The organism is Streptomyces venezuelae (assembly GCF_008642355.1).
Taxonomy (GTDB): domain Bacteria; phylum Actinomycetota; class Actinomycetes; order Streptomycetales; family Streptomycetaceae; genus Streptomyces; species Streptomyces venezuelae_B.
This window is the reverse complement of sequence record NZ_CP029193.1, coordinates 6,006,628-6,025,129: the sequence shown is the minus strand read 5'-3', so window position 1 is coordinate 6,025,129 and position 18,502 is coordinate 6,006,628. Positions and strand designations below refer to the sequence as shown.

The 18,502-nt window shown below is 71.4% G+C and carries 15 protein-coding genes; 4 read left to right on the top strand and 11 right to left on the bottom strand.

Annotation, left to right across the window (positions count from 1 at the left end; all coding sequences use genetic code 11):
- Positions 1–169 precede the first annotated feature (169 nt).
- The 7 genes from DEJ47_RS27990 to DEJ47_RS27960 all read right to left on the bottom strand — a co-directional run bounded on the left by DEJ47_RS27990 (position 170) and on the right by DEJ47_RS27960 (position 7,966).
- Positions 170–655 carry a hypothetical protein gene (locus DEJ47_RS27990; RefSeq protein WP_150172796.1) on the bottom strand — a complete coding sequence of 162 codons (486 nt, stop codon included), beginning with the start codon at positions 653–655 and terminating at the stop codon, positions 170–172.
- A gap of 91 nt (positions 656–746) precedes the next feature.
- Entirely contained in the window at positions 747–2,165 is a 1,419-nt protein-coding gene (locus DEJ47_RS27985; protein WP_150172794.1) for an NAD(P)/FAD-dependent oxidoreductase, read from the bottom strand.
- Between the two features lie 29 nt (positions 2,166–2,194).
- On the bottom strand, positions 2,195–2,998 hold the full coding sequence (locus tag DEJ47_RS27980) for an ABC transporter permease (RefSeq protein WP_150172792.1): 804 nt from the start codon (positions 2,996–2,998) through the stop codon (positions 2,195–2,197).
- Positions 2,998–3,948, bottom strand: a complete 951-nt coding sequence (locus DEJ47_RS27975) for an ABC transporter permease (RefSeq protein WP_150172790.1) — start codon at positions 3,946–3,948, stop codon at positions 2,998–3,000. The genes DEJ47_RS27980 and DEJ47_RS27975 overlap by 1 nt, the downstream gene beginning before the upstream one ends.
- On the bottom strand, positions 3,945–5,105 hold the full coding sequence (locus tag DEJ47_RS27970) for an ABC transporter ATP-binding protein (protein ID WP_150172788.1): 1,161 nt from the start codon (positions 5,103–5,105) through the stop codon (positions 3,945–3,947). The genes DEJ47_RS27975 and DEJ47_RS27970 overlap by 4 nt, the downstream gene beginning before the upstream one ends.
- A 38-nt stretch (positions 5,106–5,143) precedes the next feature.
- The gene (locus tag DEJ47_RS27965; protein WP_150172786.1) at positions 5,144–6,394 is read right to left on the bottom strand and encodes a spermidine/putrescine ABC transporter substrate-binding protein; all 1,251 of its coding nucleotides are present in this window, start codon (positions 6,392–6,394) and stop codon (positions 5,144–5,146) included.
- A gap of 69 nt (positions 6,395–6,463) precedes the next feature.
- Positions 6,464–7,966, bottom strand: a complete 1,503-nt coding sequence (locus tag DEJ47_RS27960; protein ID WP_150172784.1) for a gamma-aminobutyraldehyde dehydrogenase — start codon at positions 7,964–7,966, stop codon at positions 6,464–6,466.
- 177 nt (positions 7,967–8,143) lie between these two features.
- On the opposite strand from DEJ47_RS27960, the gene DEJ47_RS27955 reads away from it, so the two are divergent.
- Positions 8,144–8,722 carry an NADAR family protein gene (locus DEJ47_RS27955; RefSeq protein ID WP_150172782.1) on the top strand — a complete coding sequence of 193 codons (579 nt, stop codon included), beginning with the start codon at positions 8,144–8,146 and terminating at the stop codon, positions 8,720–8,722.
- Here the strand turns inward: DEJ47_RS27955 and DEJ47_RS27950 are convergent.
- On the bottom strand, positions 8,719–10,026 hold the full coding sequence (locus DEJ47_RS27950) for an MFS transporter (protein ID WP_150172780.1): 1,308 nt from the start codon (positions 10,024–10,026) through the stop codon (positions 8,719–8,721). The two genes, DEJ47_RS27955 and DEJ47_RS27950, sit on opposite strands and share 4 nt — an antisense overlap.
- A 112-nt stretch (positions 10,027–10,138) precedes the next feature.
- On the opposite strand from DEJ47_RS27950, the gene DEJ47_RS27945 reads away from it, so the two are divergent.
- Complete coding sequence (locus tag DEJ47_RS27945; RefSeq protein ID WP_150172778.1) at positions 10,139–11,458, top strand: aminotransferase class I/II-fold pyridoxal phosphate-dependent enzyme; 1,320 nt, start codon at positions 10,139–10,141, stop codon at positions 11,456–11,458.
- Here DEJ47_RS27945 and DEJ47_RS36600 read toward each other — a convergent pair.
- On the bottom strand, positions 11,442–12,203 hold the full coding sequence (locus DEJ47_RS36600; protein ID WP_190415597.1) for a DUF4190 domain-containing protein: 762 nt from the start codon (positions 12,201–12,203) through the stop codon (positions 11,442–11,444). The two genes, DEJ47_RS27945 and DEJ47_RS36600, sit on opposite strands and share 17 nt — an antisense overlap.
- A 124-nt stretch (positions 12,204–12,327) precedes the next feature.
- On the opposite strand from DEJ47_RS36600, the gene DEJ47_RS27935 reads away from it, so the two are divergent.
- Positions 12,328–13,389: an adenosine deaminase gene (locus DEJ47_RS27935; protein WP_223828530.1), complete on the top strand. Its 1,062-nt coding sequence runs from the start codon at positions 12,328–12,330 to the stop codon at positions 13,387–13,389.
- Positions 13,390–13,443: 54 nt separating this feature from the next.
- Positions 13,444–14,136 carry a glycerophosphodiester phosphodiesterase gene (locus DEJ47_RS27930; protein ID WP_150172774.1) on the top strand — a complete coding sequence of 231 codons (693 nt, stop codon included), beginning with the start codon at positions 13,444–13,446 and terminating at the stop codon, positions 14,134–14,136.
- Between the two features lie 233 nt (positions 14,137–14,369).
- On the opposite strand, the gene DEJ47_RS27920 is transcribed toward DEJ47_RS27930, so the two are convergent.
- A complete protein-coding gene (locus tag DEJ47_RS27920) occupies positions 14,370–15,581 on the bottom strand; it encodes a spermidine/putrescine ABC transporter substrate-binding protein (protein ID WP_150172771.1) in 1,212 nt (403 codons plus the stop codon).
- Between the two features lie 120 nt (positions 15,582–15,701).
- Positions 15,702–18,338 carry an MXAN_6230/SCO0854 family RING domain-containing protein gene (locus DEJ47_RS27915; protein ID WP_150172769.1) on the bottom strand — a complete coding sequence of 879 codons (2,637 nt, stop codon included), beginning with the start codon at positions 18,336–18,338 and terminating at the stop codon, positions 15,702–15,704.
- Positions 18,339–18,502 lie beyond the last annotated feature (164 nt).

Below are 18,502 nucleotides of genomic sequence, written 5' to 3'. Positions count from 1 at the left end.
GGCACGTCTCACGCGGGCGGCGGGGCTTGTGCGGGGCAACGAAGAGCGATCCACAACTGCCTCCGGGCATGGGGGGAACAGGAGGGCGGGTCGCGCACAACTTGGTCCAGACCAATCAAGTTGTCAAGGTTTCCGACAGTGCGGGCCCGCAGCAGGCTTCCGGCCGCCCTCACGTCTCCCCGTCCTGGCCGTCGCCCGCGAGACGTGCCGCCGCCTCGTGCATCGCGAGTTCGAGGACGCCGGGGTCGGTCAGCGTCCCCGAGCCGTCCGGCGGGACCAGCCAGCGGACGCCGCCCGCGGCACGGCCCGGATAGGGCACGACGACCCAGGTGCCGCGCCCCGCGCCGCGCACCCCCGTGCCCAGCCACCGGGACACCGTGCCCGGCGGCACGAAGAACCCCATGCGTTCGTCGCCGAAGTCGGCGAGCACGGGGCCGGGGCGGTCGACGCAGCGGGTCAGCACGTCGAGCGTGGGGTAGCCGAGTTCGCCGGGCAGGATCAGCACGTCCCAGCGCCGGCCCGCCGGCAGGAGCGCGACCCCCAGGGGGTTGCGCTCCCACTCCCAGCGGCAGGCGTCCGGATCCGGCGCCACCGACACCAGCCATTCGATCGCCGACCGCGCCGACCTCGCCCCCGCGTCACCCGAGCCAGTCATGACAAGACCTTCCTTCCCTGTGCGGCAACATGCGCGTCACAGGGGAGAGAGGCCACGGGCCGGAGCATTACGCGGTTTCGAGGGTGAATCCTCAGCTGTCGAAGCCGAGCCCCAGCTTGTCCATCGTCTTCAGCCACAGGTTCCGCCTGCCGCCGTTGGCGTCGGACCGGGCCAGCGACCACTTGGTCAGCGCGACACCGGCCCACGCGAACGGCTCGGGCGGGAACGGCAGCGGTTTCGTCCGCACCATCTCGAGGTCCGTACGCTCCGTCCGCTCGCCCGACAGCAGGTCGAGCATGACGTCGGCGCCGAACCGGGACGCCCCGACACCGAGGCCCGTGTAGCCCGCCGCATACGCGACACGCCCCTTGTGGGCCGTGCCGAAGAACGCCGAGAACCGCGAGCACGTGTCGATCGCGCCGCCCCACGCGTGCGTGAAACGGACCCCCTCCAGCTGCGGGAAGCACGCGAAGAAGTGCCCGGCGAGCTTCGCGTACGTCTCCGGCCTGTCGTCGTACTCGGCGCGCACCTTCCCGCCGAACGGGTAGATCGCGTCGTAGCCGCCCCACAGGATGCGGTTGTCGGCGGAGAGCCGGAAATAGTGGAACTGGTTGGCGCTGTCGCCGAGGCCCTGGCGGTTCTTCCAGCCGATCGCCGCCAGCTGCTCGTCGGTCAGCGGCTCGGTCATCAGCGCGTAGTCGTAGACCGGCACGGTGTACGGGCGCATGCGCTTGACCAGCGAGGGGAAGACGTTCGTGGCGAGCGCGACGTGGCGGGCGAAGACCCTGCCGTACGGCGTGCGGATCGCCATTCCGGCACCGGCTGAGGCCAGTTCGAGCGCGGGCGTGTGCTCGTAGACGCGTACGCCCTTCTCCAGGCAGACCCGCTTCAGGCCCCACGCGAGCTTCGCCGGGTGCAGCATGGCGACGCCCTGGCGGTCCCAGAGGCCACCGAGGAAGGTCGGCGAGTCGACGTGCTCGCGCAGCGCGTCCGCGTCCAGGAGCTCGGAGCCCTCGGCGAGGCCGTGCTCGGCCATCTCCGCGTACATCTCGCGGAGTTCGTCCATCTGGTGCGGCTCGGTGGCGACGTCGATCTCACCGGTGCGCTCGAAGTCGCAGTCGATGGCGTAGCGCTTGACGGCCGCCTCGATCTCGTCGAGGTTGCGCGCGCCGAGCTCTTCCAGCTTCTCGATCTCGCCGGGCCAGCGGGACAGGCCGTTGGCGATGCCGTGGGTGAGGGAGGCGGCGCAGAAGCCTCCGTTGCGGCCGGAGGCGGCCCAGCCCGCCTCGCGGCCCTCGACGAGGACGACGTCGCGGCTCGGGTCGCGCTCCTTGGCGATGAGCGCGGTCCACAGACCGCTGTACCCGCCGCCGACGACGAGCAGGTCGCACCGCTCGTCGCCGGTGAGGGCGGGCTCGGGGGCGGGCCTGCCGGGGTCGTCGAGCCAGAAGGACACCGGCTTGGCGTCGGAGAGGGACTCGGTGAAACGGGTCATGGCACCAGGGGCCATGATTTCCACTCCTTCATCAATTGCTTGGATTACCGGGACTGCTTGTTGCGGCGCTTGCCGACGAGCATTCCGGAGAGTACGAGCAGGACGGCGACGAGGAACATCGCCGTACCGATCACATTGATCTGAACGGGCGTGCCCCGCTGCGCCGATCCCCAGACGAACATGGGGAAGGTCACGGTCGAGCCCGCGTTGAAATTCGTGATGATGAAATCGTCGAAGGACAGCGCGAAGGCGAGCAGCGCGCCCGCCGCGATGCCGGGTGCGGCGATCGGCAGCGTCACCCGCAGGAACGTCTGCACGGGACCGGCGTAGAGGTCCTGCGCGGCCTGTTCCAGGCGCGGGTCCATCGACATGACGCGCGCCTTGACGGCGGTCACCACGAAGCTGAGGCAGAACATGATGTGGGCGATGAGGACGGTCCAGAAGCCGAGCTGGGCGCCCATGTTGAGGAAGAGCGTGAGCAGCGAGGCGGCCATGACCACCTCGGGCATCGCCATCGGCAGGAAGATCAGCGAGTTGATGGCGCCGCGCGCCCGGAACCGGTAGCGCACGAGCGCGAAGGCGATCATCGTGCCCAGCACGGTCGCGCCGATCGTCGCCCAGGTGGCGATCTGCAGGCTCAGCGAGAGCGACCCGCACATGTCGGCGACACCGCACGGGTCCTTCCACGCGTCGAGCGAGAATTCCTGCCACGAGTAATTGAAGCGGCCCTTCGGTTTGTTGAAGGAGAAGACCGTGACGACGATGTTCGGAAGGAGCAGGTAGGCGAGCGTCAGCAGGCCCGCGATGACGACGAGATTGCGCCGGAACCAGCGGAAGAAGGCGGTCATCAGACGAGATCCTCCGTCCCCGACTTGCGGATGTAGAAGGTCACCATGAAGAGGATGGCGGCCATGAGGATGAAGGAGAGCGCGGCGGCCGTCGGGTAGTCCAGGATGCGCAGGAACTGCGTCTGGATGACGTTTCCGACCATGCGGGTGTCGGTGGATCCGAGCAGGTCGGCGTTGACGTAGTCACCGGCCGCGGGAATGAAGGTGAGCAGCGTTCCGGAGACGACGCCGGGCATGGAGAGGGGGAAGGTCACCTTGCGGAAGGTGGTCGACGGCTTGGCGTAGAGGTCGCCCGCGGCCTCGTGCAGCCGGCCGTCGATGCGCTCCAGCGAGGTGTAGAGCGGCAGGATCATGAACGGCAGGAAGTTGTACGTGAGTCCGCAGATCACCGCGAGGGGTGTGGCGAGGACCCGGTCGCCCGCCGTGACGCCCAGCCAGCTGGTGACGTCGAGGACGTGCAGGGAGTTGAGGGCGCCCACCACCGGGCCGCCGTCGGCGAGGATCGTCTTCCACGCCAGCGTCCGGATGAGGAAGCTGGTGAAGAACGGCGCGATGACCAGGACGAGGATGACGTTGCGCCAGCGTCCCGCGCGGAACGCGATGAGGTAGGCGAGCGGGTAGCCGAGCAGCAGGCACAGGACGGTGGCGGTGCCCGCGTAGAGCACCGAGCGCAGGAACTGCGGCCAGTAGTCGGTGAGCGCGTCCCAGTACGTCGCGAAGTGCCAGGTGACCTTGAAGCCCTCTTCGAGGGAGCCCGTCTGCACGGAGGTCGACGCCTGGTAGACGAGCGGCAGCGCGAAGAAGACGATGAGCCAGAGGATGCCGGGGAGCAGCAGCCAGTAGGGGACGAGCCGCCCGCGCCTGCGCGGCTTCCGGGCGGGTGGCTCCTCCGGGGCGAGCGCCGTCGACGGTGGCGGTGGGGGCGGGGGTGCGTCGGTCACGGTCGTCATGCGGAGGCGTCCTCCTCGACCTTCTCGACGCCCGCCTCGGCGTCCTGGGCGGCGTCGAGGGCGAAGGTGTGGGCGGGGTTCCAGTGCAGGACGACCTCGGCGCCGGGCACGAGGCGGGTGTCGCGCTCGATGTTCTGCGCGTACACCTCGAAGGACGGGCAGACGGGGCTGCGGACGACGTACTGCGTGGACACGCCGATGAAACTGCTGTCGGCGATGCGTCCGGTGATGCGGTTGCGGCCCTCGGGGATCTGCCCCGCGTCGTCGGCGTGGCTGAGGGAGATCTTCTCGGGGCGCACGCCGACGAGGACCTTGCCGCCGGTGGCGGTGGGGCCGGTACATCGCGCGACGGGCAGCGTCAGCTTGCAGTCGCCCGCCTTGACGACCATGTCGTCACCGCTCCTCGCGTCGACATCCGCCTCGATGAAGTTGGACGTGCCGAGGAAGTTGGCGACGAACGTGGTCCGCGGGTTCTCGTACAGGTCGGCGGGGGCGCCGAGCTGCTCGACACGGCCGCCGTTCATCACGGCCACGGTGTCGGCCATGGTCATGGCCTCTTCTTGGTCGTGCGTGACGTGCACGAAGGTGATGCCGACCTCGGTCTGGATGCGCTTGAGCTCCAGCTGCATCTGGCGGCGCAGCTTCAGGTCGAGGGCGCCGAGCGGCTCGTCGAGGAGGAGCACCTTCGGGTGGTTGATGAGGGCGCGGGCGACGGCGACGCGCTGCTGCTGGCCGCCGGAGAGCTGGTGCGGCTTCTTGCGGGCGTGCTCACCGAGCTGCACCAGGTCGAGCATCTCGCCGACCCGGCCCTTGACGGACTTGATGCCGCGACGGCGCAGCCCGAAGGCGACGTTCTCGAAGATGTCCAGGTGCGGGAAGAGCGCGTACGACTGGAAGACGGTGTTCACGGGCCGCTTGTACGGCGGCAGGGCCGTGACGTCCTGGTCGCCGAGGTGCACGGTCCCCGAGCTGGGTTCCTCCAGGCCCGCGATCATGCGGAGCGTGGTGGTCTTGCCGCAGCCGGACGCCCCGAGCAGGGCGAAGAAGGAGCCTTGGGGCACGGTGAGGTCGAGCGGCCGTACGGCGGTGAAGGAGCCGTACGTCTTGCTGATCCCGGAGAGACGGACGTCGCCGCCGGTTTCCTGAGCAGAGGTCATGGTGGGTCCAGGGGAAGTCGAGGGGATGGCGAGAGGGACTAGGCCCCGGTGAGGCGCGCGAACTTCTCTTCGTACGCCGTCTCTTCCTTCGGCGTGAGGGACCGGAACGCCCGGGACTTCTCCTTCATCTCCTTGTCGGGGATGATCAGCGGATTCGACGCGGCGTCCTTGTCGAGCTTCGCGAGGGCGTCCCGTACCCCGTCGACCGGGCACACGTAGTTGATGTACGCGGCGAGGCGGGCGGCGGGCTCGGGCTCGTAGTAGTAGTCGATGAGCCGCTCTGCGTTCTTCTTGTGCCGCGCCTTGTTCGGGACCAGCAGATTGTCCGTGGACGTGATGTAGCCCTGGTCGGGGATGTGGAAGCCGACGTCCGGGCTGTCGGCCTGGAGCTGCACGATGTCGCCGGCCCAGCCGAGGCAGGCCGCGATGTCGCCCTTGGCGAGGTCGGACGTGTAGTCGTTGCCGGTGAAGCGCCGGATCTGCTTGCGGTCGACGGCCTTCTGGAGGCGGGCGATGGCCGCGTCGAAGTCGTCGTCGGTGAAGTCCGCGGGGTCCTTGCCCATGTCGATGAGCGTCATGCCGACGGTGTCACGCATCTCGGAGAGGAACCCGACGCGCCCCTTCAGCTTCGGGTCGTCGAGCAGCTGCGACACCGAGGTGATCTCCCGGCCGCCGGTCGCCTTCTTGTTGTACGCGATGACGGTGGAGATGCCGGTCCAGGGATACGAGTACGAGCGTCCCGGGTCCCAGTCCGGGTCGCGGAACTGGGCGGAGAGATTGGTGTACGCGTGCGGCAGGTTGGCCGGGTCCAGTTTCTGGACCCACCCGAAGCGGATGAGCCGGGCGGCGAGCCAGTCGGTGACGCAGATGAGGTCGCGTCCGGTCTCCTGGCCCGCGGCGAGCTGCGGTTTGACCTTGCCGAAGAACTCGACGTTGTCGTTGATGTCCTCGGTGTACTTGACCGTGATCCCGGTGCGTTTCGTGAACGCCTCCAGGGTGGGCCGCCGGTTCTCGTCCTTCTCGTCGACGTCCATGTACTCGGTCCAGTTGGAGAAGCTGATCCGCTTCTCCTCCGCCGAGTGGTCGTCGGACGAGACCTCGCCCTGGCTCTTGCCCGCCGCGGGGATGCCGCAGGCGGTGAGCGCCCCGAGGCCGCCGATCGCGAGCGCGCCGCCCGTGGAGGCGCGCAGCACGCTGCGGCGGGTCAGGGCGGCCCTGCCGTTCCTGTAGCCGCGGTGCATGGCGGCCAGTTGGGCCGGGCCGAGGCGGTGGGGCTCGTACTGCTCCATACGCGTGGTTGCCCTTTCGGGAGGAAGGCGGCCGCCGGTCACGCGGCCTGTGACGACGTGGCTGCGTGACTACCGGTCCCCGAAGATCGTGCGGTGCCAGTCCTTGCGGGCGACCGCCGTGTTGTCGAACATGACGTGCTTGACCTGCGTGTACTCCTCGAATGAGTACGCGGACATGTCCTTTCCGTAGCCGGATGCCTTGTAGCCGCCGTGCGGCATCTCGCTGAGGATCGGGATGTGGTCGTTGACCCACACGCAGCCCGCCTTGATCTCACGGGTCGCGCGGTTGGCGCGGAACACGTCGCGGCTCCAGGCGGAGGCGGCGAGGCCGTAGGGGGTGTCGTTGGCAAGCCGGATGCCCTCGTCGTCGCTGTCGAAGGGCAGTACGACGAGGACGGGTCCGAAGATCTCGGACTGCACGATCTCGCTGTCCTGCGCGGCGTCGGCGATGAGGGTGGGTTTGTAGTACGCGCCGGGGTGCTGGAGCGCTTCGCCGCCGGTCACCACGCGCGCGTAGGAGCGGGCCCGGTCGACGAATCCCGCGACGCGGTCGCGGTGCGCGTGCGAGATGAGCGGCCCCATGTCGGTGCTCGGGTCGAAGGGGTCGCCGAGCCGCACGCTCTCCATGAGGTCGGCGACGCCCTGCACGAAGGCTTCGTAGAGCGGGCGTTGCACGTACGCGCGCGTGGCGGCCGTGCAGTCCTGCCCGGAGTTGATGAGCGCCCCGGCGACCGCGCCGTGCACGGCGGCGTCGAGGTCGGCGTCGTCGAAGACGACGAAGGGCGCCTTGCCGCCGAGCTCCAGGTGCAGCCGCTTGACGGTGGCGGTGGCGATCTCGGCGACGCGTTTGCCGACGGCGGTGGACCCGGTGAAGGACGTCATGGCGACATCGGGGTGCCCGACCAGATGCTCACCGGCGTCCTTCCCCGCGCCCGTGACGATGTTGACGACACCGTCGGGGATGCCCGCCTCGGTCGCGGCCTGCGCGAAGAGGAGGGAGGTGAAGGGGGTGAGCTCGGCGGGCTTGAGGACGATGGTGTTGCCCGCGGCGATCGCCGGGAGGATCTTCCAGGCGGCCATCTGGAGCGGGTAGTTCCAGGGAGCGATGGACCCGACGACGCCGATGGGCTCACGGCGTACGTACGAGGTGTGGTCACCGGTGTACTCGCCGGCCGACTGGCCCTGGAGGTGGCGCGCCGCGCCCGCGAAGAACGCGGCGTTGTCGACGGTCCCGGGCACGTCGAACTCCCGGCTCAGCTTGATCGGCTTGCCGCACTGCAACGACTCGGCCTGCGCGATCTCCTCGGCACGCTCCGCCAGGACGCCCGCGAACCGGTGCAGGGCCTCGGAGCGCTCGCCCGGGGTGGCGCCCGCCCACCCGGGGAACGCGTCGGCGGCCGCGGCGACGGCGGCGTCCACGTCGTCGGTTCCGGCCGGCTCGTACGTGAGGACCTCGTCGCCGGTGGCGGGGTCGACCACCGCGTGGGAGGTGCCGGACGTGCCCTTGGTCAGCCGCCCGGCGATGTACTGCGCACCGTCCGCGAAGTGGTCCTGCGCCTGGAAGTTGTGCATGACGCTCTCCTCCGCCGCCCGCCCCGTCCCGCGGGGGTCGGCGTAGCTCCGGATCGATTTGAGTGCCGATCCTGACAGAGCAGTGATAGTCCAACAAGTGATTCCGTTGTTGCCTTTTGGTTACGCGACGGAATCTGTCGACCAGGTGTCGAGTCGACCCGGAAAACCCAGGACGGAATGTCAGTGGTGCGTGCCAGACTCGCATGCATGGCGAAGATCGACTCGGTGGAGGCGCTGGTCGGCGCGGTGCGCGCGGGCGAGAAGGTGAAGTACCTGCGCTTCTGGGGCCACACCCCGCGTCGGGACCGCACGCTGGGCCCGAGCTGCCTGAGTCAGTGGTGGCCGTCGCCGTTCACGGTCGACGGCGTGGAGTACGCGACGGCGGAGCACTGGATGATGGCGGCCAAGGCCCGCCTCTTCGACGACGCGGACGCCGAGCGGGCGGTCCTCGCGGCGCGCACCCCGGCGGAGGCGAAGAACGCGGGCCGCCTCGTCCGGCACTTCGACGACGAGACATGGGCCCGCGAGCGCTTCGCCGTCGTGGTCGCGGGCAGCACACACAAGTTCGCGTCGGACCCCGCACTGCGGGACTTCCTCGTGGGGACGGGCCGACGTGTGCTGGTCGAGGCGAGCCCGCTGGACCGGATCTGGGGCATCGGCCTGGCGGCCGACGACCCTCGGGCAGAGGACCCCGCGAAGTGGCGGGGCCCGAACCTGCTGGGGTTCGCGCTGATGGAGGCACGGGACCGGGTCTAGCCCGCCGGATGCACCCCCACGGCGCGGCCGTCCGAGGCCCGACTCACCTCGGCGCGCTGCCGCTCCAACCGCCTCCGCACGAGACGGCTCTGCGCCGCCACCGTCACGATCACCCCCGCCCCGAGGACCGGCCAGGCGAGCGGGCCCGCCGCGATCACCGTGGTGACCAGGAGCGGACCGCCGCTGCGCTGCGCCGACGAGGACAGGCCGTGGACGCCGAGGTAGGCGCCCTGCGCGTCGCCGGGCGCCAGCGCGATCGAGAGCTCCCAGGACGCGATGGCGTGGAGTATCTCGGCGAAGGTCAGGGCGATCGCGGCGGCCGTGAGCGCGGCGACGGCCACTCCCGTCCCGCCGAGCGCCGAGACGGTCAGGGCGGCACACCCGACGACGAAGCAGACCGCGAGCGGGACGAGCAGTGCGCGGGCCCGCTCCGGCGTGCTGCCGAACCGGGACAGCGGGACCTGACAGCCCACGACCAGCACGCAGTTGAGCACCATGAGGAGCGGAGCGAGACCGTGCGGGGCATCGGTGGCGTGGACGATCCACAGGGGGATGCCGACCTGGAGCACCGCGTCGTCGAGGAAGAGCGCCGCCTCGGTCACGGTGAAGAGCAGGAAGGAGCGGTCGCGCCAGGGGTTGGAGGCCGGTCCGGGGGCGGTGGTCGCTCCGGATGCGTCCGTGGTCGACCCGGGTGCGGCGGCAGGCGAGCCGGGTGTGGCCGTGATCGAGCCGGGTGTGGCCGTCGGTGAGCCGGACACCACGCGGGACGGCGACGGAGGCTCCGCGCACCGCAGGGTGAGGGCCGCGGCGGCGAGGAAGCTGACCACGTTGCCGAGGAGCAGCGCCTGGTAGGCGTGCGTGGTGCCGACGGCGAGGGCGCACGCTCCGGCGAGACCGCCGACGGCCCAGCCCGCGTTGGAGACGGTGCGCTGCACGGCCTGGTACCTGGTGCGGTCCCGGCCCGCGATGCGGGCGGCGTACAGCTTGGTGAGGACGTTGGCGCCGCGGTCGGCGAGGCTGTTGACGGCCGAGTACAGCAGGAGCAGCGCGAAGTCGTCCGTCGTGAGCAGCGCCAACAGCGCCACGGCCTGCTGGAGTTGGGCGCCGATGAGGATGCGGGTGACCGGGAAGCGGTCGGCGAGGTGGCCCGCGAGCGGCGCGCCCGCGATGCCGACGGCGCCGGAGACTCCGAGGAGCATCCCCACTTCGGCGACGGAGAGCCCGGCGACCAGAGTGAAGTAGAGGGCGGCCGCCCCCATCCAGAGACCGGTTCCCATCTTGTTGATCAGAGCGATCCAGAGCATGCGCCGACCGTCGGCGCCCCCCGGTATGCGTGCGTACAGCGCGGACCGTTTCCGCCTGAGGCTCACCCGTCCCCCTTGACGCTCTCATTTGTACCGGTACATAATTGTTTACGTGGCAGCACAATATGTGATCAGCGGCTCGACCGCCAAGGGAATCACCGCTTCGGTCGAACAGGCCGTGGCCGACGGCGGTTTGGCGCCGGGCGCCGCACTGCCCCCGGTGCGCAGGCTCGCCGACGACCTGGGGGTCAGCGCCGGCACGGTGGCGACGGCCTACAAAGAACTGCGGCAGCGCGGCATCGTCGTGACGCGCGGCCGGGGCGGAACGGTCGTGGCGCAGGCCCCGGCGGTCGGCACCCGCAGGCCGCCGAAGGCACCCCAGGGGGTGCGCGATCTCGCGGGCGGCCACCCGGACCCGGAACTCCTCCCGGTCCTGCTGCCGCCCGCCCGGGTGGAGCCGGTGAACGGCTCGCACCGCGGGTCACCGCGCCTCGCCGGTCTGGAGGAGCGGGCCCGGGAGTGGTTCGCACGGGACGGAGTGCCGGACAGCGGCGTGACGTTCGCGCACGGCGCGCTGGACTGCATGGCCCGGTTGCTCTCGGTGGAGCTGAAGCCGGGCGACACGGTGGCCGTGGAGGACCCCGGCTTCCACCATCTCCTCGACCTGGTACCGGCGTTGGGCCTGCGCATGGCGCCGGTGGCCGTGGACGACGAGGGCATCAGGCCGGAGGCGCTGCGCGGGGCGCTGCGGGCGGGTGCGCGGGCGCTGGTGTGCAGCCCTCGGGGGCAGAACCCGGTGGGCGGCCACTTCACCGCGGAGCGACGCGACGCGCTGCTCGACGCCCTCGCCGGACACCCGGACGTACTCGTCGTCGAGGACGACCACAACGCGGACATCGCGGGGGCGGCCCCGCACTCACTGGCGACCGGCGGACTCCCGCGCTGGGCGCAGGTCCGCACCGTGTCGAAACACTTGAGCGTCGACCTGCGCTGGGCGGCACTCGCCTGCGACGCCACCACGCTGGCCAGGCACGAGGGGCGGATGCTGCTCACCTCGGGGTGGGTGAGCCACGTACTGCAGGAGACGGTCGAGCGGACAATGGCCGACCCCGCGGCCCGCGAGGTGGTGCGCCGTGCCGAGCGCGTCTACGGGGAGCGGCGCGCGGCGCTGATCCGGGAACTCGCGGGGCACGGGATCGCGGCGCGGGGCGCGAGCGGGATGAACGTGTGGGTGCCCGTGCGGGACGAGTCGGCGGCCGTCAACGGGTTGCGGTCGCGCGGGTGGTGGGTGGCAGCGGGGGCACGGTTCCGCATCGCCGCGCCCACGGGGGTGCGCATCACCGCGTCCGCGCTCGGGCCGGCGGACGCGGGACGTCTCGCCGCGGACTTCGCGGCGGTGCTCGGCGAGTCGGAGGCTACGTACGGAGGGTGAGGCCCGGTCCCACCGCGGAGGGGGCCGCCGCGGCCGAATATCCCGGGTCGTCGTCCCGCGTGGACCCCGCGTCCGGGTCCTCGTCCGGCACGACGATGAGGACCACCAGCAGTGCCACGCCGAGGACGATGCCCGCGGCTCCGCAGATGATCCCGGCGAGGGCCTGCCCGCCGTTCGTCGCCTCGCCCCTCCGTGCCTTGCCGCGTCCCACGGCTCCGAAGATCACCGCGAGGATGCCGAGGACGATCGCCAGCGGCCAGAGACAGAACCCGGCGGCGGCGATGATCCCGAGGACGAGCGCGGTGACGCCCATGCCGTTCGCGGGGGCCATGGGCATGGCGGGCCACCCGTACCCGGGATAGCCGTGAGAACCCTGGTACCCCGGGTAGCCCTGGCCCGGGTACCCGTACGGCACCTGCCCCGGAGCCCCGTACGGCACCTGCCCCGGAGCCGCGTACGGCATCTGCCCGGGCCCGTCCGGCGAGACGGGAGGCGGCGGCACCGGCTCACCGGGCGCGGCGAAGGGGCTGCCGACACCTTCCGCCCCGCCGGTCGGCACGCCGGGCGGCGGCACCGGCCCCGAGGCACCTCCTGGCCAGACACCCCCTGGCGAGAAACCCCCTGGCGAAGCACTCCCCGACCGGTCCTCCGCGGGCGGCGCCCAAGGATCACGTTCCTGCGGCGCCCCCGCGCCCTCCGCGCCACCCGCGTCGGGCACGGCGTCGTCCTCGGACTTCGCGGACATGACGGGTCACCTCTTTCGTACGTTCCGTCATGCTACGGCCCCCGCTTTCGCCACGCCGACCGGCGCCTACGATGATCCCCGACACCCCGATCAGCCGATCAAACCCGTTCCTGGGGAGGAAACCGTGACCGAGCAGCAGACCGCAGCCGCGCCCGCCAGAGATGCGCACGCCTTCATCGCCGGACTGCCCAAGGCGGAACTGCACGTGCACCACGTCGGCTCGGCCTCCCCCCGCATCGTCTCCGAGCTGGCAGCCCGGCACCCCGACTCCTCGGTGCCGACCGACCCGGAGGCGCTCGCCGACTACTTCACGTTCACGGACTTCGCGCACTTCATCCAGGTCTACCTGTCCGTCGTGGACCTGATCCGCACCCCGGAGGACGTCCGTCTCCTCACGTACGAGGTGGCCCGCGACATGGCGCGGCAGAACGTCCGCTACGCCGAGCTGACCATCACCCCCTACTCCTCCGTGCGCCGCGGCATCGACGACCGCGCCTTCATGGACGCCATCGAGGACGCCCGCACGGCCGCCGAGAAGGAGTTCGGCACCGTGCTGCGCTGGTGCTTCGACATCCCCGGCGAAGCCGGGCTCGAGTCGGCCGCGGAAACGCTCCGCCTCGCCACCACCGACAAGCTGCGCCCCGAGGGCCTGGTCTCCTTCGGGCTCGGCGGGCCCGAGATCGGCGTGCCGCGCCCGCAGTTCAAGCCGTACTTCGACCGGGCGATCGCGGCGGGCCTGCACTCGGTCCCGCACGCCGGCGAGACGACGGGCCCCGAGACCGTCTGGGACGCCCTCGTCCACCTGGGCGCCGAGCGCATCGGCCACGGCACGGCCTCCGCGCAGGACCCCAAGCTTCTCGCCCACCTCGCCGAGCACGGCATCCCGCTTGAGGTCTGCCCGACCTCGAACATCGCGACCCGCGCCGTCAGCACCCTCGACGAGCACCCGATCAGGCAGTTCGTCGAGGCCGGGGTGACCGTCACGATCAACTCCGACGACCCGCCGATGTTCGGCACGGACCTGAACGAGGAGTACGCCGTCGCGGCCCGTCTCCTCGGTCTCGACGAGCGCGGCATCGCGGATCTCGCCAAGAACGCCGTCGAGGCGTCCTTCCTCGACCCGGCGGGCAAGGCGCGGATCGCGGCCGAGATCGACACGTACACGGACACGTGGCTCGCCCCGTGATCCACGCACCCGCAATCCACGTACCCGTCCGCGTCCCGTGACCACAATGGACCCATGCACACCGTGACTGCTGTGGCCCACCGAGGCGATCCCTACCGCGTCCGCGAGAACACCCTCCCGTCCCTGCGCTCCGCGTTCGACCGGGGCGCGGACGCGGTGGAGATCGACGTCCGCCTGAGCGGCGACGGCGTACCCGTCCTGCTGCACGACCCGACCCTGAAACGCCTGTGGGGGTACGAGCGGCCGCTCGCCGCTCTGTCCTCCGCGGAGGTCGAGGGACTCACCGAGGGCGGCGTCCCGACCCTCGCCGCCGCCCTCGCGGCCACGGAGGGGCACCGGCTCATGATCGACCTGCCGGGAGCGACATACGACGCCGTGCGCACGGTCGTCGGCGTCGTCGCGGAGTGCGGCGCGGCGGAGCGGGTGTACTACTGCGCGGGCGGGCGGACGATGCTCGCCGTGCGCGAGGCGGATCCGGCCGCGGAGATCGCGCTGACCTGGACGACCAAGGCCCCGCCACGCCCGGTCCTCCTGGACGCGGTGAAGCCGCGCTGGCTCAACTACCGCTTCCCGCTGATCGACCGCGAACTGACGCTCCACGTGCACCGCCAGGGCCTGCTCGTCTCGGCCTGGACCCCGGACACCCGCCGTTCGATGCGCCGCCTGATCGACGCGGGCGCCGACGCGATCACAACAAACCGCATCGACACCCTGCACGGCCTCCGCCGCCTTCCCGAGACCGCCTGACACGAGGCCGCGCATGCCACCCACCTGGAACTGGGAGACCGCCGAAGGCATGCTCGGCATGGATGACCCAGCCGAGTGGGACGCCGCCTACGCACGCGGCGAGCGGTCGCTCGGCACGGCGGTCATCGGGCTCGCCTTCCACTGCACGCCGGCGGACGCCTCGCCACGCATCCTCAAGGGCACCCGGAAGGCCCTGCACGACCGCCGTCGCTGCGACTGGTCCGCCGGAGCGGCTACAGCCCCGCCAGCCCGTTCCACCGCTTCGCGAACTCCGTCCGCTCCCTCGACGTGATGTCCCGCGCGATGACCAGCCGCTCGCGCATCGCGTCGTCGGGGAAGATCAGCGGATCCTCGGCGAGCGCGGCGAGTTCCTTGTCCTTGGAGGAGGCCAGGATGTCGCGGGCGGCCGGGACGGGGCAGACGTAGTTGACCCAGGCGGCGAGCTCCGCGGCGACCTCGGGGTCGTAGTAGTAGTCGATGAGCCGCTCGGCGTTCTGCTTGTGGCGGGCCAGGTTGGGGACCATGAGCGACTCCGCCCACAGCTCCGCGCCCTCCTCGGGGACGACGAACTCGATGTCAGGGTCGTCCGCCTGGAGCTGGATGACGTCGCCGCTGTAGGCCTGGCAGGCCAGGACGTCGCCGCTGGAGAGGTCCTTGATGTAGTCGTTGCCGGTGAACCGGCGGATGTGATGGCTGTTCACCATCTTCTCGACCTTGTCGCACATCCGGTGGAAGTCGTCCGCCGTCCACTTCCTGATGTCCACGCCGTCGCCCTGGAGGAGCAGCGCGAACGCCTCGTCGAGGCCGGAGAGGAGGGTGACGCGGCCCTTGAGGTCGTCCGCCCACAGGTCGGAGACCTGCTTGATCTCACGGCCGACCTTGCGCTTGTTGTACGCGATGCCGGTGATGCCGGACTGCCAGGGGACCGTGTACTTGCGGCCCGGGTCGAAGTGCGGCGAACGCAGCAGCGGGTCCAGGTACTTGGTGACGTTGGGCTGGCGGGCGCGGTCCATCTCCTGGACCCAGCCGAGCCGTACGAAGCGTGCGCACATCCAGTCGCTGATGACGATGAGATCGCGGCCGGTCTCCTGGTGGTTCATCAGGGACGGGCTGATCTTGCCGAAGAACTCGTCGTTGTCGTTGATCTCCTCCGTGTAGCGGACGTCGATGCCGGTCCGCTTCTCGAAGGCGTCCAGCGAGGGGCGCTTCGTCTTGTCGTTGTCGTCGGTGTCGATGTACAGCGGCCAGTTGGCGAAGGTCAGCGTCCTGTCCCTGCGCGAGCGGTCCCGCGCGGCCCGCTCCCCCGGTTCGATGTACGCGGCCGGCACCCCGCATCCGGCGAGCGCGCCGACAGCCGCACCGACGGCCGCGCCCCCGCCCAGGACGCGGAGCAGGGAACGGCGGGACACGGAGGAGGTCCGGGACCGGGGCACGGAGGAGGTCATGGGGTTCGCTCGCACCTCGGCAGCATGCGCCCTCGCCCGTCGGCGCGGCAATGGACGCAGCGTCGAGCCCCGCCCCGAGGAGCCGACACCTTGTCGATCACCTCGCCGTGCGCGCGTACGTCACGCGGGCTCCAGCCACCCCGCCAGGTCCCCCGCCGTGACCCGCTCCACCGCCGCCTCGTCCACCGGTCCCGGGAAGAGGCGGTACGCCGTGCCGGACGCCGCCGCCTCCGCACCCGGCAGGTCGCCGTGCAGCAGCGCCAGCAGGGCCGCCCGGTCCGTCAACTCCGCCTCCGCGCGCAGCGCGTCCGGCTCCCAGCCGTCCCGTACGCGCAGCGCGAAGTCGGCGCGCGGCTCGTCCTCCGCACGGCGGTAGCCCCACAGGACGTGACCGCGGCCGCGCACGTACACGTCGCCGTCGGTGCGGGCCGCCGCCGTCCAGCAGGCCAGGTCCCAGAGCGTGGCCCGGCCGCGCGGCTGGAAGGTGTCGAGGAGGTCGTTGCCCATGCGGCCGATCTGCTTGCGGTAGCCCCACACGGCGTGGTGCGTGCCCGTCGTGGCGAGGGTGACGTCCGTCCACCAGGCGCGGCGCGTCCGCAGGTCGACGATCATGGGCACGGTCAGCTTCGCGTCGCCCGCGAGATCGAAGCGCTGCCGGACCGTACGCGGGTCGTAGACGGCCCGCTCCTTGCCGGTGACCGCCATGAACCCCGTGAAGGCGTCCGGGAGTTCGTCGAAGGGGATGTCGTTGTACGAGAACACCGCGGGCACCACGAACCGCACCCCGGTGTTCGCGAGCCGCGGCAGGTCGAGGTCCAGGTACTCGGTGGCGCCCCGCGGTGCGGGCGCGGAGGTCAGGTCCCCGGAGTGCCGTGCGGCGCCGCCCGCGTACTCCAGCCGCGTGTAGTCGCAGAGGCCCACGAAGCGCCACAGGTCGTCGTAGAGCGCGACGGACAGGTCGAGGTCGACGCGTACGCCCTTGGGCTGCGTCCAGTGCAGGAAGAGGCGGACGGTCTCGCTGTCCTGCGGCATCGGCAGGGAGGCGCCGCGCGGCACGGCGACGAGCGAGGCGGCCGACGCCCGCTCGGCGAACGGCACGGGCAGGTCGGCGAGCGCGGCGTCCAGGACGGCCACGTCGTACCGCTCGCCGTCCCGTTCCGCGAGACGTCGCACCGCCTCGGCCTCGATGAGCTCACCGGCGCGGCCCGCGACGCGGGCGGGCAGCGGCGGCCGGTGGTCCTCGACCGCGTACGCCTTGGTGACACGGCCGCGCGGGAAGAAGACGCGGCGGTGCCCCGGCACGGCACGGACCTTCATACGGCCGTACGCCCCGAGCAGCGGCCCGGGGCCGGAGCGCGGCAGGACGTCGGCGAGCGCCTCGCCGACGGTGTCGGGGAGCGTCGTCGAGCCGGAGCGGGCGAGCAGCAGGTCGAGGCGGCGCAGGAATTCGCCGGGGCGCTCGCGCAGCAGGCGTACAGCGGCCTCGACGTCCCAGTGGCCGAGCGCTTCCTCGACGCGCGCCTGCCAGGTGACGACGTGCGGCCGGTCGCCCGCGAGGCGGACGTCGTCGTGCCGGGCGGCCTCGGCGAGCAGGACCTCTCCGAGCGCGCCGTCACGCACGCGCGTGCCGCGCAGGGCGGCGAAGGCGAGTGCCACGCGCGCGTGGCGGCGGGCGTGCTCGAAGGGGTGCAGGATCTCGCCGACGCGCTGCCACGCGCGCGGGTGGCGTGCCATGTCCTCCGCGAGGCGCCGGAAGTCGAACCCGTCGAGCAGGGCGAGGAGTTCGCGGCGCACCGGTCGCGGCAGGCCGCGCAGGCGCGGGAGTTCGAGCAGGTCGGGGTCGCCCCCGGAGCGTACGACGAGGATGCGCAGCACGTCGGTGGCCGTGTCCGCGTACCGCCCGATCAGCGGGCGCACGGCGGGCAGGTCGAGGAGCGGCGCGAGGGCGAGCGCCTTGCTCTCGCGCAGCGGGATGTCGGGCGGCAGCCACGCCGCCGCGGCGGCCGGGTCCAGGTGGCCGAGGAGCAGGACGAGGTCGTCGTGGTCCTGCGGGTTCAGGGGCGTGCGGCGGGCGAGCAGCGCGCCGAGTTCGGCGGCGGCGTCGCCGGGGGCACCGAGGGACAGGGCACGCAGGACGGGGCCGCCGTCACCGGCCCGGTCGGCGCCGGTGTCGAGCCAGGGGTCGAGGGGTCCTTCGGTCTCGTAGCGCTTGTCGCAGATCGGGCACTCGTACCACTCACAGCACTGGTCGCAGCAGTTCCAGGGGGCGGTCTTCGCGCCGAGGCAGTCGTCGCACAGGAGGTGCGCGCACGGGTCGAGCGCGCGCACGCTCGCCTTGGTGCCCGCGCAGTTCATGCAGGGCTGGTGCGGCTGCGCGGCGAGGTACTCGGCGACGACGGTGGTGTACCGCTCGTACGCGGGCTGGAAGGCGGTCTCGGCGGGGAACCGCGCGAACAGCGGGGCGTGATGCCGGTCGGAGCCCATCAGCGCGTCGACGTCGGCCAGCAGCTTGCGGCCGGTCGTGGCGAGGTCGTCGGCGGACAGCGCGGTCAGCGCGCGGCGCAGGGGGGCTGTCAGCAGGTGCCCGCGGTCGGCGAGTTCGGCTTCGAGGACGACGACGCCGGCCTCGGTCACGGCGGACGGTCCGGCGCCCTCAAGGACGGCACCTTCCTCAAGGACGGCACCTTCGGGGACGTAGACGCTCTGCCGACGGCGCAGCAGCATACCGAGGAGGTCGTCGTGCGTTGTCGTCGTCATCAGGTCCCACCCCCGTGGTGCGGAGAAAGAGCGGGGGCGGGGAGTGGGTGCGCTACGGATCTTTTACAGAGAAGAAAAAAGAAGGAAGCACACCGCGGAGCCGCCCCCGCGTACGCAACGGTACGCGGGGGCGGCGGGCCCGGTCACTTCAATAAAACCCAGGC

Excerpts from the sequence above, each read along its gene's own strand:
- DEJ47_RS27990 (WP_150172796.1), bottom strand. The coding sequence starts at position 655 with ATGACTGGCTCGGGTGACGCGGGGGCGAGGTCGGCGCGGTCGGCGATC.
- DEJ47_RS27985 (WP_150172794.1), bottom strand. The coding sequence starts at position 2,165 with ATGGCCCCTGGTGCCATGACCCGTTTCACCGAGTCCCTCTCCGACGCC.
- DEJ47_RS27980 (WP_150172792.1), bottom strand. The coding sequence starts at position 2,998 with ATGACCGCCTTCTTCCGCTGGTTCCGGCGCAATCTCGTCGTCATCGCG.
- DEJ47_RS27975 (WP_150172790.1), bottom strand. The coding sequence starts at position 3,948 with ATGACGACCGTGACCGACGCACCCCCGCCCCCACCGCCACCGTCGACG.
- DEJ47_RS27970 (WP_150172788.1), bottom strand. The coding sequence starts at position 5,105 with ATGACCTCTGCTCAGGAAACCGGCGGCGACGTCCGTCTCTCCGGGATC.
- DEJ47_RS27965 (WP_150172786.1), bottom strand. The coding sequence starts at position 6,394 with ATGGAGCAGTACGAGCCCCACCGCCTCGGCCCGGCCCAACTGGCCGCC.
- DEJ47_RS27960 (WP_150172784.1), bottom strand. The coding sequence starts at position 7,966 with ATGCACAACTTCCAGGCGCAGGACCACTTCGCGGACGGTGCGCAGTAC.
- DEJ47_RS27955 (WP_150172782.1), top strand. The coding sequence starts at position 8,144 with ATGTCAGTGGTGCGTGCCAGACTCGCATGCATGGCGAAGATCGACTCG.
- DEJ47_RS27950 (WP_150172780.1), bottom strand. The coding sequence starts at position 10,026 with ATGCTCTGGATCGCTCTGATCAACAAGATGGGAACCGGTCTCTGGATG.
- DEJ47_RS36600 (WP_190415597.1), bottom strand. The coding sequence starts at position 12,203 with ATGTCCGCGAAGTCCGAGGACGACGCCGTGCCCGACGCGGGTGGCGCG.
- DEJ47_RS27930 (WP_150172774.1), top strand. The coding sequence starts at position 13,444 with ATGCACACCGTGACTGCTGTGGCCCACCGAGGCGATCCCTACCGCGTC.
- DEJ47_RS27920 (WP_150172771.1), bottom strand. The coding sequence starts at position 15,581 with ATGACCTCCTCCGTGCCCCGGTCCCGGACCTCCTCCGTGTCCCGCCGT.
- DEJ47_RS27915 (WP_150172769.1), bottom strand. The coding sequence starts at position 18,338 with ATGACGACGACAACGCACGACGACCTCCTCGGTATGCTGCTGCGCCGT.